General features: G+C 35.4%; 16 protein-coding genes. 2 read left to right on the top strand and 14 right to left on the bottom strand.

Features of this window, described 5'->3' with window-relative positions; translation table 11 throughout:
* Nucleotides 1-28 precede the first annotated feature (28 nt).
* The 14 genes from HMPREF2818_RS05950 to HMPREF2818_RS05885 form a co-directional block, all read right to left on the bottom strand.
* The gene (locus HMPREF2818_RS05950) at nt 29-892 is read right to left on the bottom strand and encodes a DNA polymerase III subunit delta' (protein ID WP_000364567.1); all 864 of its coding nucleotides are present in this window, start codon (nt 890-892) and stop codon (nt 29-31) included.
* Nucleotides 893-911: 19 nt separating this feature from the next.
* Nucleotides 912-1547, bottom strand: a complete 636-nt coding sequence (tmk, locus tag HMPREF2818_RS05945; RefSeq protein WP_000715592.1) for a dTMP kinase — start codon at nt 1545-1547, stop codon at nt 912-914.
* An 88-nt stretch (nt 1548-1635) separates the two neighbouring features.
* Entirely contained in the window at nt 1636-2295 is a 660-nt protein-coding gene (locus tag HMPREF2818_RS05940; RefSeq protein ID WP_001144242.1) for a CBS domain-containing protein, read from the bottom strand.
* Between the two features lie 18 nt (nt 2296-2313).
* On the bottom strand, nt 2314-3024 hold the full coding sequence (locus HMPREF2818_RS05935; RefSeq protein ID WP_000178150.1) for an ABC transporter ATP-binding protein: 711 nt from the start codon (nt 3022-3024) through the stop codon (nt 2314-2316).
* Complete coding sequence (locus HMPREF2818_RS05930; protein ID WP_001185985.1) at nt 3024-3788, bottom strand: ABC transporter ATP-binding protein; 765 nt, start codon at nt 3786-3788, stop codon at nt 3024-3026. The genes HMPREF2818_RS05935 and HMPREF2818_RS05930 overlap by 1 nt, the downstream gene beginning before the upstream one ends.
* The gene (locus tag HMPREF2818_RS05925; RefSeq protein WP_000662328.1) at nt 3789-4742 is read right to left on the bottom strand and encodes a branched-chain amino acid ABC transporter permease; all 954 of its coding nucleotides are present in this window, start codon (nt 4740-4742) and stop codon (nt 3789-3791) included.
* Between the two features lie 2 nt (nt 4743-4744).
* A complete protein-coding gene (locus tag HMPREF2818_RS05920) occupies nt 4745-5614 on the bottom strand; it encodes a branched-chain amino acid ABC transporter permease (RefSeq protein ID WP_000941396.1) in 870 nt (289 codons plus the stop codon).
* 105 nt (nt 5615-5719) lie between these two features.
* Nucleotides 5720-6886, bottom strand: coding sequence for an ABC transporter substrate-binding protein (locus tag HMPREF2818_RS05915; protein WP_000415516.1), 1167 nt, complete (start codon nt 6884-6886; stop codon nt 5720-5722).
* A 153-nt stretch (nt 6887-7039) separates the two neighbouring features.
* Nucleotides 7040-7285 (bottom strand): DUF2129 domain-containing protein, encoded by a 246-nt coding sequence (locus HMPREF2818_RS05910; RefSeq protein WP_001041186.1) that lies wholly within the window; start codon nt 7283-7285, stop codon nt 7040-7042.
* 99 nt (nt 7286-7384) lie between these two features.
* Complete coding sequence (locus tag HMPREF2818_RS05905) at nt 7385-7975, bottom strand: ATP-dependent Clp protease proteolytic subunit (protein ID WP_000613483.1); 591 nt, start codon at nt 7973-7975, stop codon at nt 7385-7387.
* Between the two features lie 124 nt (nt 7976-8099).
* The gene (gene upp / locus HMPREF2818_RS05900; protein WP_000514490.1) at nt 8100-8729 is read right to left on the bottom strand and encodes a uracil phosphoribosyltransferase; all 630 of its coding nucleotides are present in this window, start codon (nt 8727-8729) and stop codon (nt 8100-8102) included.
* A 109-nt stretch (nt 8730-8838) separates the two neighbouring features.
* The gene (locus HMPREF2818_RS05895) at nt 8839-10008 is read right to left on the bottom strand and encodes a MalY/PatB family protein (protein WP_000634076.1); all 1170 of its coding nucleotides are present in this window, start codon (nt 10006-10008) and stop codon (nt 8839-8841) included.
* A gap of 135 nt (nt 10009-10143) precedes the next feature.
* Nucleotides 10144-10692, bottom strand: coding sequence for a tRNA (cytidine(34)-2'-O)-methyltransferase (locus HMPREF2818_RS05890; RefSeq protein ID WP_001019794.1), 549 nt, complete (start codon nt 10690-10692; stop codon nt 10144-10146).
* Nucleotides 10693-10864: 172 nt separating this feature from the next.
* The gene (locus HMPREF2818_RS05885) at nt 10865-12217 is read right to left on the bottom strand and encodes an APC family permease (RefSeq protein ID WP_000427467.1); all 1353 of its coding nucleotides are present in this window, start codon (nt 12215-12217) and stop codon (nt 10865-10867) included.
* A 205-nt stretch (nt 12218-12422) separates the two neighbouring features.
* Between HMPREF2818_RS05885 and trkA the strand changes: the two genes are divergently transcribed.
* Both trkA and HMPREF2818_RS05875 read left to right on the top strand, forming a co-directional pair.
* Nucleotides 12423-13772 (top strand): Trk system potassium transporter TrkA, encoded by a 1350-nt coding sequence (gene trkA / locus HMPREF2818_RS05880; protein ID WP_001220338.1) that lies wholly within the window; start codon nt 12423-12425, stop codon nt 13770-13772.
* 4 nt (nt 13773-13776) lie between these two features.
* On the top strand, nt 13777-15216 hold the full coding sequence (locus tag HMPREF2818_RS05875) for a TrkH family potassium uptake protein (RefSeq protein WP_001043405.1): 1440 nt from the start codon (nt 13777-13779) through the stop codon (nt 15214-15216).
* The last annotated feature ends 19 nt before the right edge of the window (nt 15217-15235 follow it).

Raw genomic sequence — 15235 nt, 5'->3', positions numbered from 1 at the left:
ACTCTTCCTCTCTGCGCGTATTATTTGTCTAAGAAAGCACCATATACTCTAAACTATTTTGAAAACTAACATTGCTCTTCCACATTTGCTGAGCTCTATAAGTATTTTCTAAATCATAAAGTTGGCCTTCTTTAGCCAGCATTATTGTCAGCCATTGAAAAACAAATGCCTGATCATTTTTATCTACAACTTGCGATGTCAAGCGAGATACTTCTAAATAAGCAGTTTGCCTATCTTTTGCCAAGGTCGTCACAAACTGTTGACTTAAATTCAAGTAATCTAATAACTTTTTGTTAGCCAACAATATTTCTAAATGTTTAGGATCGTCTGCTACTTGAGCTAATAAGCTAGCTTGTGATTTTAGCAATCCTGCTTGTTCAGCTTGATGAACCAACATGTCCAATTGTTTTAGAAAACGAAAAATTTGCGTTCTACTCTTAATTGTTGGCAAAACATTGTTTTCATCATTAGTCAATAAGATGACATAAGATGAACTTTGAGGTTCTTCAATAAATTTCAAAAGGCTGTTGGCTGCATTGACATGCATTTTTTCGCAATCTTTGATGATAAAGACCTGTGATTTCCCTTCGAAACCTGATCTTGAAAAATCTTTAGTCAGCTCTTTTATAGTCTCTGTCTTAATAAGTTGCCCCTGTGGTTCTATGATTTTAACATCTGAAAATTCTCCATTAGCGATTAAACGACAAGCTCTACACTTTTGGCATGGTAAACCACTCTGGCGCTTTTCACAGAACTGACTTTGTGCTAAATAAAGTGCCATATCTAGACTTGCAAAATTTCCCGAAAAAAGATAGGCATGACTCATCCTATCTGACTGTAAAATAGTATTAAACTTTTCCAGCAATTTGGGTTGTGTTCGCTTTAAATCCATGACCTTTGTACTTCCTGATTCATTGGTTGATACGATCTAAAATAATAGAGAATGTCTCAGCTATTACTTCATCTAGCTGTTGGGAGGCATCAATCGTCACAATGCGGTTTGGCTCCGAATCCGCCAATTCAAGGTAACCTTGACGGACGCGTTGATGCATATCTAATTGCTCGAGATCTAGACGATTTACCTCCCTTTGAACACTTTTTTGAATACGCTCTAAACCTACTTCAGAAGGAACATCAAAATATAAAGTTAAATCAGGTTTATGACTATCAGTCGCATAGTCATTAAGCCATTTTATATGTGACTTATCTAATCCTCTTCCTGATCCCTGATAGGCAACAGAACTATCAATAAAACGATCCATTAGGACTATTTTCCCTTCTTCTAGAGCTGGGAGTACCTTTTCCACTAGATGTTGGCGTCGAGCAGCCATGTAAAGCAATAGCTCTGTTTTTTTATCCATTTGCGTGTGTTTAACATCTAAAATAATATGACGAATTTCTTCTGAAATAGTTACGCCACCAGGCTCTCTGGTGGTGAGAATATCTTGTGATAATTTTTCTCTGAGCAAGGGTAAAACAGCTTCTAAAACGGTTGTTTTACCCGCACCATCTGGGCCCTCAAAAGAAATCATTAGTCCTTTTTTCATGGTACATCCTTTATTTATAATTACTACTATTCTATCAAAATTTATCAAAAAAAGACACCCACAACTTGATTGTGCATGTCTGATATTTTTAAGAAAGTGGTTTTTTCACGGTCTTTTCTAAAGTTTCCACAATAACATCATCAAATACTAGTTCTTGTTTTAAAACATCCTTGTCAGCGTATCCTTCTAGTTGTATCTCGACCGCTTTCTTACCTGCTTTTCGTTCAATAATGACTAAACGTTTAACACTTAAATTTGCACTAGAAAGACGATTTAGGACTTTTGATAGTACCCCTATCCCCTCATCAGCTAATATAACCAAGCGATAACCTTCTTGACCATACCCCGCAATTTCAAGGAAGGCTTTAAAAACATCCCTATCCGTGATAATCCCATAAAGTTGTCCATTATCAACTACTGGTAAAACACCGATCTTTCGAGACATCATCAAATAAATAGCGTCCTCAAGGCTAGCATACTGTGAAACAGTCACAATATCTTTAATCATAATATCTCGAATTTTTGTCTTATTAAGAAGATAGTTCATCTCATATATAGAAAGACTGGTTGCTTTAGAAGGTTGTGCTTCTGCCATTGTCCCTTCTGTCACTAACCCCAATAGCTGATCATTTTCAACAACTGGCAAACGCCTTAAGTGGTGTTCTCTCAATAAATCAGCAGCTTCTGCAACTGTAGTGTCTGGAGAGACATAAACTAATTTTTTTGTCATAAAATCTTTCACTGGCATACCTGACTCCTCTAAATATTATCCACCTAAGTAAGCTTTACGAACTTGATCTGAAACTAGTAATTCCTTACCTGTCCCTGATAAAACAACCTTCCCAGTCTCTAGAACATATGCTTTATCAGCAATCGTCAGAGCTTTATTTGCATTTTGTTCAACTAAAAGAACTGTAGTCCCTTGTTTTTTGATGTCTTCAATGATATTAAAAATTTCTTGAATAAAAATTGGAGCTAGGCCCATTGACGGTTCATCTAAAAGTAATAATTTAGGACGACTCATCAATGCACGCCCCATAGCGAGCATTTGCTGCTCACCACCTGATAAGGTTGCTGCATCTTGGTTTTTACGTTCTTCTAAGCGAGGAAAACGATCAAACACTTTTTTTAACATTTTTTGATTTTGTTCACGATCCTTTTGAAGAAAGGCTCCCATTTCTAAATTTTCCATAACAGACAAACTTGAGAAAACATGGCGCCCTTCTGGAACCTGAGCTAAACCATTGCCAACAATTTTTCTAGCTGCTAACTTATGTATAGGTTTCCCCATAAAAGAAATAGAACCCTGACTTGGTCTTACTAAACCAGAAATTGTCCTCAAAATTGATGTCTTTCCTGTACCATTGGCTCCAATTAAGGTTACAACCTCACCTTGGTTAACTTCAAACGAGACATCATTCACAGCTTGAATAACACCATAATGAATAGATAGATTTTCTACTTTCAACATGGTCATTATAACTCACCCCCCAAGTATGCTTCTATAACACGTTTATTATTTTTAATTTCTTCAGGTGTCCCGTGAGCAATCAGACGACCATATTCCAATACATAAATTCTCTCTGTTACTTGCATAACCAAGTTCATATCATGTTCAATTAGCATAATAGTAATATCAAAATCACTCTTTATTTGACTAATTAACTGCGTCAATTCTGCAGTTTCTTGAGGATTCATTCCTGCCGCGGGCTCATCCAAAAACAATATTTTTGGTTCTGTTGCTAAAGCACGAACAATTTCTAAACGCCGTTGTTTTCCATAAGGGAGGTTCTTAGCAAGAGCATCTTGATATGCTTTCAAACCAAAAATCTCTAATAGCTCTAGTGCCTTTTTCCTTAAGGCTTTTTCACTATGATAGTATTTGGGTAATCGTAAAAAACTAGCAATAGGATGTGATAAGTGATGATTACTGAGTCCTACTAGTACATTGTCTAAAACAGTCATATTTTTAAAAAGTCGGATATTTTGAAAAGTTCTACCTAAACCTAAAGAAGCTATTTTAGCTGGTTTCCTCCCATTTAATATCTTACCATCAAGTGATATTGTCCCTTTACTAGGAAGGTATACTCCTGTTAAGAGATTAAAAAGCGTTGTCTTACCCGCACCGTTGGGGCCGATTAAGCCAATTAATTCACCTTTATGTAATTTCATCGAAACATCACCTACAGCAGTTAGGCCACCGAAATGTTTACTTAAATTTTTTACTTCAAGAAGTGCCATCTAATTGCCTCCCTTACTCGTCTTACGAAATAGATGAGATAGAGTTAACTCCTTCGTTCCTAATAAACCGCTAGGTCTAAAAATCATAATTAAAATCAGAGCTAAAGCATAGATAATCATTCGAACAGAAGCGTAGTCTTGTAGTAACATATTCAATAATCCTAATAAAATTGCTGCTAAAACTGTCCCTGTCATTGAACCTAAACCACCTAAAACAACAATAATTAAAACATTGACAGACATCATAAATGAAAAGTCTTTTGGCATAACAGTTCCAACGTAGCCAGCCTGTAAACTACCAGCGATAGAAGCTAAAATAGCTCCAAAAACAAAAACAATTACTTTCACTTTTGTTGTATCCACACCCATAGACTCTGCTGCAATTTCATCTTCTCGTATAGCAATTGTATTACGCCCTAAGGGACTACGCAAAAAATTCATTGCAAGGATAAGACTCACAACTGCCACCCCATAAACTAAAGACCAGGTTGTAAAAGGCGGAATCCCCATGATACCCGCAGCACCATTCGTAATATCACCTCCATTAACCAACAAAATACGGATAATCTCAGCAACACCTAAAGTAGCTATAGCTAAATAATCACCTTTTAGTCTCAAAGTAGGAATTCCTACACCTAAGGCAATACCTCCTGCAACAAGAGTTCCAACAAGTATAGCTATCAAAAAACCTACATAAGTTGGCATTTTAACGCCGATAATAGCAACTGCATAAGCGCCAATAGCCATGAAACCTGCATGTCCTAGTGAAAACTGTCCCGAACAACCTACAATTAGGTTCAAACCAACTGCTAAAATAACATTAATCCCAATTGTTTCAATAATTTGAATATGATAGAGGTTAAATATACCCATAGATATTAGCACGCTAATCAAGAGATACCCTAACACTACTATAGCTAACCAAGATAAAATTGATTTCATATTTTCTTTCATGCCTAGACCTTCTCCTTAATATTTTTTCCAAGAATTCCTGCTGGACGGATCAAGAAAATGAGAATTAAAATAGCATAAACGATACCATCTCGAAAATCTGACACACCAAGTGCAGTCGCTAAAGTTTCTAAAATGCCAATAACAAAACCACCGATAGCCGCTCCCGGAATGATACCAATACCACCTAAGACAGCTGCAACAAATGCTTTCAACCCTGGAGTTACCCCCATAAGAGGTTGAACAGAATTATAATAAAGCCCAATCAGTACTCCACCTGCTCCAGCTAAAGCAGACCCCAGCGCAAATGTAAAACTAATGGTACGGTTAACATTAATTCCCATCAATTGTGCGGCATCGCTATCCACTGATAAAGCTCTCATAGCTTTCCCCATTTTAGTTTTTTGAACGATGAACTGTAAAGTAAGCATTAGTAATAGCGCAATACCTAAAATGATGAGCTGAACATTGGTTATAGTTATCGGTCCTAAATTATATTTAACAGTATGAATGGCTTGCGGAAATGCCCTAGTATCCGCTCCAACAAGGTATACCATCCCGTACTCCAAAAGAAAAGAAACACCAATAGCTGTAATTAACGCGGCAATTCTAGTTGATTTTCTCAGTGGACGATAAGCTAAATATTCAATTACAGCACCTAGGAAAGCAGACCCCAGCATTGCAATTAATAAAGCTAGGAAAAAATTAAGATGAAGATGATTAATCAAATAATAGCCCATGAAAGCGCCCATCATATAGATGTCCCCATGAGCAAAATTAATCAGCTTAATAATGCCATATACCATAGTATATCCTAAGGCAAGTAAAGCATATATGGATCCTAAGATAAGTCCATTAATGAGCTGTTGAAGCATATTATAACCATACTTTCTATTATATATTATTGTCGAATTATTCTGAAAAATTACTTTTTAAAAAAGGGGAGCTGAAAATTAAACTCCCATTTTTCTAGAGAATACTTATTTTGCTGAAATAATGTTAACGCTACTTGTTTTTCCATCGTCTAATTTGACAACGTAAGCTGATTTAACAACATTATGATTTTTATCAATAGACATTTTCCCTGTCACACCTTTAAAATCTTTCAGCTTAGCTAAAGCTTTTTTAAGATCAATTGAAGTTTTAGCTCCTTTAGCAGATTTAGCTGCCATATACACGGCATCGTATGATAAAGCCGAGAACATGGATGGTTCTTCACCATATGCCTTAACGTAATGATCATGGAAAGCTTTAGCTTTGGTTGATCCTTGTGTAGTGAAACCTGTCAAATAATAAACGTTTGAAGCTCCCACAGGTGTTGCCGATTGCACAAATTTCGGACTATCAAAACCATCAGGCCCAAGAACCGGTTTAGAGATACCTAAATCACGCGCTTGCTTAACTATTAATCCTGTCTCGGTATAGTAACCTGGCATCACAATAGCATCATATTCTTTCCCTTTCAACTTAGTCAATGACGCTTGGAAATCAGTATCACCAGCGGAGAATGTCATGCTATCAACAATTTTTCCACTATAACTTTCCTTAAATGATTTTGCTACCCCCTTTGAGTAATCTGATGAATTATCATAAAATAGAACAACTTTTTTAGCTTTAAGGTTGTCTGTAGCATACTGAGACAATAGCTTTCCTTGATAATTATCGACAAAAGTAGCTCGGAAGAAATACTGATTTAAGGTTTTTCCATCAGAACCATAGACTAAATTGTCTTGTGTCGCAGCAGGTGCAATCATTGGAACTGCTGCTGCATTTACTTTTGGAGTTGAAGATGCAGCTGCACCCGATGTTGCTGGTCCGATAATGACATTAGCTCCTTTGGTAACCAAGTTTGTGGCAACCGTTGCTGCCTCTGCATTTTCTGATTTATTATCCTGTGATAGGACTTTTAACTTCTTGCCGCCAACCCCTCCAGCAGCATTAATTTCTTTTACTGCTAAGTCAGCTCCATTCTTCATTGAATTTCCATACGAAGAAACGTTTCCTGATAATTCCCAGTTATACCCTACCTTAATATCTTTCCCTATTTTTGTTCCTGTCGAAGATGCTCCTCCTCCGACATTTCCACATGCTGCTAAAAGAACTGTACTAGCTAAAACAAGAGCTCCTAAACTAAGTCTCTTTTCCATATTTTTCTCCTTTTTTGAAAATGGTAACTAAAATAATACAGAATTATCAGAATATTGTCAATAGTTTTTAAATTATTTTTTTGAAAATTATAGAAACTAAATAAAAAAGAAGGACATCCGAACTCCTTCTTTCTAATAACTACTATAAGTATCTTAGCGATATAAGTTTCCAACAAAATCCTGATCAATATCATCAATTGCTGATAACCGAACATCCTTAACAAATTTTAAATGTTTTATCTCTTTACTAACGCTAACAATATCCTCTTTATTAACATAAATGACTAGATATCTTAATCTACGAGAATGATAATGAACATCTCCGTATTTATATAATTTACGAGCGTCACGATTATAGTAAAGATAAACGCTCATTCCTAAACGCTCTTGTTTATTCAATAATTTTTTCCTTTCTGCGTCATATCTGTAATTACTAAGATTATAACATAATTCCAACAAATAAAAAAAGAGTTGATAAACTCAACTCTTTTAAATCTATTATTGTAGATTATTATTTTCCATAATAGCATCAATAAAGCCATAATCAAGTGTTTCTTGAGCACTCATCCAACGATCACGCTCTGCATCATCATGGACTTTTTCAATAGATTGACCAGAATTATCAGCTAAGATTTTTTCTAAAGTATGACGCGTTTTTAAAAGATGCTCAGCAGCGATAGCCATATCAGATTGCTGTGTGCCTCCGCCTGTTCCACCCATTGGTTGGTGGATCATATATTCTGCATTCGGTAACATAAAACGTTTTCCTTTAGCACCACTCGAAGCAATAATGGTTCCCATCGAAGCAGCCATCCCCATAACAATCGTCTGTACGTCCGATTTAATAAAGTTCATGGTATCCACAATAGCAAGTCCAGCCGATACTGAACCACCTGGTGTATTGACATAAAGGTAAATATCCTTTGTATTATCTTGTGCATCGAGAAACAATAACTGTGCAATGATACTATTGGCCATATTATCCTCAACTTGGCCTGTCAACATAATAATACGATCTTTTAAAAGACGTGAGTAAATATCATAAGAGCGTTCACCACGACTTGTTTGTTCAATAACTACTGGAATCATATCTTTCTCCATTTCTTTTTATCACTGTCACTATTATAATCATTTGGTCAACAAAGGTCAAATAATAACTTTTTTAAGAAAAGGCTTTCTGAGTTCTTCAGAAAAGCCTTATTCATCTCAAATCTTATTTTGTACCAAATAAGCGATCCCCAGCATCTCCGAGTCCAGGAACAATGTAGCCATGTTCGTTGAGTTTTTCATCCAAAGCAGCGGTATAAATATCTACATCTGGATGTGCTTCTTGAAGTGCTGCCACTCCTTCTGGAGCTGCTACTAAACAAACGAATTTGATACTAGCTGCGCCACGTTTTTTTAGAGAATCTACTGCTAAAATAGCAGACCCACCTGTAGCAAGCATTGGATCAACTACAAAAATCTGACGTTGATCAATATCTTCAGGTAACTTAACTAAATATTCGACTGGTTGGAAAGTCTCTTCATCACGATACATACCGATATGACCAACTTTAGCAGCTGGCACAAGGCTTAAGAAACCATCAACCATACCAATACCTGCACGTAAAATTGGAACAATTGCTAACTTTTTCCCAGCTAATTGTTTTTGTACAGTTGTCGCTACTGGTGTTTGGATTTCAACATCTTCTAAAGGCAAATCACGAGACACTTCATAGCCCATTAACATCGCAATCTCATCAACTAACTCACGAAAATCTTTAGTAGATGTTGTAGTGCGACGTAAGATTGACAGTTTATGTTGAATAAGTGGATGTGAAATGACTTGAAATTTTCCCATTATAATGACCGCTTTCTATTTAATTTTGAGCATTAAAAACATTCTAACGCTTGTTTACATTCAAAGTATTATAACATAAAAACCCTTTCTATGCGACTTTTTTTATAGTCTAGTCATTTTTTCTAAAGTTTGTCACTAATCGCAAAACTGCCTCCTCAATAACAGACCTAGGAGCTGCGACATTGATTCTAGCATGTTTTTTCCCTTCTTTTCCAAAAGTTAAACCATCATTTAATATTAATTTGGCATCATATCGAAGTTTTTCTTGAATTTCTAAATGCGTTAAATTATAAGCAGAAAAATCTAACCAAACAAGATAAGTTCCCTCTGGTTTCATCACTTTGATATGAGTTTTTTGCGTTAATTGCTCATAAAGGTATTCTATTGATCCTTCTAACTCCATTTTTAGGGCCTTTAACCATTTTTTCCCTTTTGTAAAGGCAACTTCTGTAGCTAATAACCCCAATGAGGAAATTTCTTGTTGATTGTTAGCTATTTGCCTCTTCTTAAAATCAGAGCGTAACTTTTCATTTTCAATTATTGCAAAACTATTTTTAGTCCCTGCAATATTAAACGTTTTAGTTGCACTAGATAAAATAACACTAAATTCTTTAAAACTAGAATCAACAGTATTGAAGCTATGGTGTACATTATCAAATAATACCAAATCTTGATGTATTTCGTCAGAAACGAGGATAACATTATACCGTTTACAGATATCTCCTATTTTTTGAATTTCTCCTTTTGTCCAGACACGTCCACCAGGATTATGTGGACTACAAAAAATATAAAGCTTTACATTATTTTCAATGATATCTTTTTCTAATTGTTTAAAGTCAATCTCAAAATACTGATTATTATTAAGTAAACTATTTGAAACTAAATGACGATTATTGTATTTTATAGTTCTAGCAAAAGGCGGATAGACTGGGGTATTAATTAGAACAGCATCTCCCTCCTTTGTGAAGGCTTGTATGGCAACTGAAATCGCTGGTATAACCCCATCAATTAATAATAATGATTTTTTATCAAATTGATAACCATGTTCTTGCACTTCCCAATTAGAGATAGCTTGGTATAAACTGTCTTTAGGACTATCATAGCCAAAAACCATTTGGTGTGAAAAATCTTCAATAGCCTCCGACATTTCTGGAAAGATAGGAAAATCCATATCCGCAATCCAGAGGGGAAGGATTTCTTGATCTTTTTGAACCGCCTTCCATTTTATGGCATTACTTGAAAAACGTTCTGGTAAACTTGTGAAATCATATGTAATCATAATTACTCCTGACTATTCTACAGCTAAAAATATCCCTTGTCGCCTTGGTGACTATTTTACCATTTGTTTTTGATACTATATACTAATTAACATTCTAAAGATAAAAGTGACCATTTTAAACGATCACTTTCTTTATTATTTTAATTTATCATTTTCATAAGTATGGCTTAATTCTAAATTAGGAAAGCTTTGCTGCCTAAGGGCTTCATAAACAATCATACAAACAGTGTTTGAAACATTCAAGCTACGCACATGCTCATCGTTCATGGGAATTCGTAAGGCCTTTTCGGCATGCTCGCGCATAAAAGTTTCTGGCAATCCTTTATCTTCACGACCAAACATAAAATAATGGTCTTGATCATCATTATAATTTTCATCTGAGTAAACCTTGTCAGCAAATTTGCTAATTAGGTGAACTTTCCCTCGACATGACAACATAAATTCTTCCAAACTATCATAGAAACTAACATCTAGCTTATCCCAGTAATCCAGTCCCGCTCGTTTCATTTTTTTATCATCAATAGGAAATCCCATTGGTCGTATGATGTGCAAAGGAGCATTTGTTGCCGCACAAGTTCTAGCAATATTACCAGTATTTGCTGGAATCTGTGGTTCAAATAAAACAATATGATTTCGTCCGCTATCGGAACGATGATTTTTCTGCGTTAGTGTTTCAATATTCATCTCATCATCACTTTCTAGAACTCATTCTGACTCGCAAAAAAACCACACTGCTCGGAGTCAATCTCAGCAAACAATGTGGTTTATGGTGGTTTGTTAACTTAAATCATAACAGGTTTGATTTAAACTAACAAATCGTTGACACTATTATAGCACTTCAGTCTACAAAGTCAACCTATTCATGAGTTTTTGGGTTATTTTTTTGATAGATATAATGACAAATCAAACAGAATAATAAGCAAAAACATTGGAAAATTAAAACCGTAAAGAAATTACTTAACAAACTCCCGATAAAGAGGATCAAACCGCCTAAAATTGCTAGAATCGGTGAAACTAAGCCGGTAAATTTATTTTTAATATCTTTTTTGAGATAAAGGCTGAGTACTAAAACATAAAGAATGATTAAACTAGTATTATTAAACACCACAGCAATTTCACTAATATCACTACCCGGCAATAAATTAAATTTTGTAACCATAAAGTGAACAAAAAGCCAAAAAATAGCTACAGCCGTCACCGTCAAACTAGCTGGCAATGACATTTGATACTTCAAATTTATGTTAGCCATCCTCTCACTTTTGATCCATCCGCGTTCCGCAAAAGCTTGAGGTAGACGCATCGTCCCAAGTAAAAGTCCATTGGCAACACCTAATACAGATAAAATAACAATGAAAGATAATAAACGCCCAACACTAGGACCGAAAATAATGTTAGCTGCATAATTAATAGCATCATTACCGGTTGTCATAATAAAGCTAGCACCTAAAATTTGTGTCAAACCATAGAAAAATGCCAAATATGATAATAAGATAAGCGCTGGACCAATGACAAAGGCAAGTGGTAAATTCTTCTTGGGATTCTTGACTTCTGGTGCAATACTAACAAAAATTGTCCAACCATCATATGCAAAATACAATGGTACCAGACCTGACACCCAACTCCATCCAACATTTGACGGCTGAATAGCTGTTAAATGTTGTGGAAGTTGTGGAGCTTTATCAGACCAAAAAGCACCAATTAAAGCAATTAGGACTAAAGGAATCATTTTTACAAAGGTCGTTAAAGATTGGAATCCCCCTGCAATACGCTTAGCAAAGATATTCATGAGACTAAGTGCTAAAATATAAACAGCAGCTAAAATAATCTGTGATTCCAAACTTGATGATTCACCTAAAGTATAAAATGCAGCTACCCATGAAACGATTGCTGTTAAAGTTGGAAGATACAAAAAAGACGCAAACAAGCCTAAAGTTGCTGCTAAAGCTGGGCTAACATATTTTTCGTAGTAAGAAAAAATACCACCACTTTCACTCGTTCTAATAGCTAGCTCAGAAATTGACAAACTTCCAAAAACAATCGAAAAAGAACCTAGTACTAAAATTACCATGCCTAAAAAGACATCTCCACCAGTAAATTTAAGGATGTCATCAACTTTAAAATAAATGCCTGAACCAATCACTACACCTACAATCATAGCAATTGTAGTCATTAATCCATAGGTCTGTTTAATAGAATTATGATTCTCCATAATATCTCCATTTCTACTGTACGCTTAAAGGTTAATTATAACCTAATTTAGGGCTTGTCACAAGTTTATCTGTGTTATTTTTCACCAGATTCTGATAAGAGAATCATATTACTCTTATCAGAAAGATGAAAACGTTTTTTAACCATAATTCTCGTGCATTTTTACTAAAAAAAAGGTATCATAGAGTTTATTATTGGAGGTAAAAATGAGAATAATTGTTGTCGGCGGAGGTAAAGTCGGAACCGCACTTTGTCGCTCACTTGTTGCTGAAAAGCACGATGTTGTTTTAATTGAGAAAAAAGAAAACGTCCTTAAACGTGTCACTAAACAGCATGATATTATGGGAATTGTTGGGAATGGGGCAAACTATAAAATTTTAGAACAAGCCGAAGTCAAAAATTGTGATATTTTTATCGCTATCACTGATCGAGATGAAGTTAATATGATTTCAGCAGTTCTTGCCAAAAAAATGGGGGCAAAAGAGACTGTCGTTCGCATGCGTAATCCTGAGTATTCTAATCCTTACTTCAAAGATAAAAACTTTCTTGGCTTCTCTTCAGTTGTCAACCCTGAATTGTTAGCAGCACAATATATCGCTAATACCATAGAATTTCCAAATGCAACTTCAGTTGAACATTTCGCCAACGGGCGTGTGATGTTAATGGAATTTAAAATTTTAGAAGGAAATAAACTCTGTCATACTTCAATGAGTCAAATTCGTAAAAAATTTGGTAATATTGTTATTTGCGCAATTGAACGCGATGGCAAATTGATTATTCCTGATGGCGATGCAACTATCCAAGTCAAAGATAAAATCTTTGTAACTGGAAACCGTATTGAAATGATACTTTTCCATAATTACGTTAAAAATAAAGTTGTCAAAAACTTGATGGTTATCGGTGCAGGACGCATCGCCTACTACCTACTCAATATCCTTAAAAATACCAATACACACGTCAAACTAGTTGAACTCAACCAAGAACAAGCTGAATATTTTAGTCAAGAATTTCCCAATGTTCCTGTCGTTCATGGGGATGGTACTGCTAAAAATATTTTGTTAGAAGAAAGCGTTACAAGTTTTGACGCAGTTGCTACTTTAACTGGTGTTGATGAAGAAAATATCATTACCTCAATGTTCTTAGAAAGTATCGGTATTCCTAAAAACATTACCAAAGTTAATCGAACTAGCCTACTAGAAATCATTGACGATAAACAACTATCAAGCATTATCACACCCAAGCGTATTGCCGTAGACCATGTGATGCACTTTGTACGCGGGCGTGTAAATGCTCAGGATTCCAACCTAGAAGCTATGCATCATATTGCTAACGATCGCATTGAAACCTTACAATTTGAAATAAAAGAAACTAGCAAATTAGCAAATCGTAGCCTTGCATCTTTAAAATTAAAGCAAAATATTTTAATTGCAGCGATTATTCGCAATAATAAAACGATTTTCCCAACTGGTGAGGATGTTTTAACAGTGGGTGATCGTATCGTTGTTATCACCTTATTAAAAAATATTACTAGAACTAGTGATATGTTAGCGAGGTAGGAATATGAATAAAAGTATGATTCGTTTCCTTCTCTCAAAACTTTTGCTGATTGAAGCTGCTCTTCTAGCGATTCCTCTAACTGTTGGACTTATTTACCGTGAACCGCAAAGTGTCATGATGAGTATAGTCATTACCATGATTATTCTAATCATCCTTGGATTACTGGGTTCTCTCTTTAAACCTAAAAATTATCATATCTACACTAAAGAAGGCATGTTAATTGTTGCACTCTGCTGGATACTTTGGTCCTTCTTTGGCGCCCTTCCATTTGTTATTTCAGGGCAAATCCCTAATATTATCGATGCTTTCTTTGAAGTATCTTCTGGTTTTACGACAACAGGAGCAACTATTCTTGATGACGTCAGTGTCTTATCCCCCGCGCTCTTATTTTGGCGTAGCTTTACCCATCTTATCGGTGGAATGGGGGTTTTAGTATTTGCCCTTGCCATCATGGAAAATTCTAAAAATAGCCATTTAGAGGTTATGAGAGCTGAAGTTCCTGGACCTGTATTTGGTAAAGTTGTCTCGAAACTTAAAAAAACTGCACAAATTTTGTATTTGTTATACCTTCTTATGTTTGCAGTATTTGCAGTAATATTATATTTTGCAGGTATGCCTTTCTTTGATAGTATTATCATAGCAATGGGAACTGCAGGTACAGGTGGTTTTGCAGTTTACAATGATAGCATTGCCCATTATAATAGTCCTCTGATAACTAACTTAGTTTCTATTGGTATGCTTATCTTCGGGGTTAACTTTAATCTTTACTATCTTCTTTTACTCCGAAAAATTAAAGCATTCTTTGGTGATGAGGAACTAAAAAACTATCTCCGCATCGTGGCAATAGCAACTTTCATGATTGCTCTAAACGTCATCGGTATGTATGATAATTTTCGACAAGGCCTCGAACATATTTTCTTTGAAGTATCAGCTATTATTACGACAACTGGTTTTGGCGTGACTGATATCACTCGTTGGCCTTTGTTTTCACAGGTTATTTTGCTATTCTTGATGTTTATCGGTGGTTCTGCTGGCTCTACAGCTGGGGGCTTTAAAGTCATGCGTAGCTTAAGCCTAGCAAAGATTGCACGTAACCAAGTATTGTCTACACTCTATCCTAATAGAGTCATGTCACTACACATTAATAAAAGCGTTCTAGATAAAAATACACAACATGGCGTTTTAAAATATCTAACTATCTATTTAGCTATCTTCATGGCACTCGTTCTTGTTTTAACGCTTGATACTAATGATTTTTTGGTTGTTGTCAGTGCTGCAGCCTCATGTTTTAACAACATAGGCCCACTCTTAGGTAGCAATGAAACTTTCTCATTCTTTAGTCCATTCTCAAAACTCCTTCTTTCATTTGCTATGATAGCAGGACGTTTAGAAATATACCCTGTTTTATTGATGTTTATTCCTAAAACATGGTCAAAACTATAATTACAAATAATAAAACGGA

The sequence above is a fragment of the Streptococcus sp. HMSC076H09 genome, assembly GCF_001811765.1.
Taxonomy (GTDB): domain Bacteria; phylum Bacillota; class Bacilli; order Lactobacillales; family Streptococcaceae; genus Streptococcus; species Streptococcus agalactiae.
The sequence above is the reverse complement of the archived record's forward strand: the minus strand, read 5'-3'. Positions and strand labels throughout refer to the sequence as shown.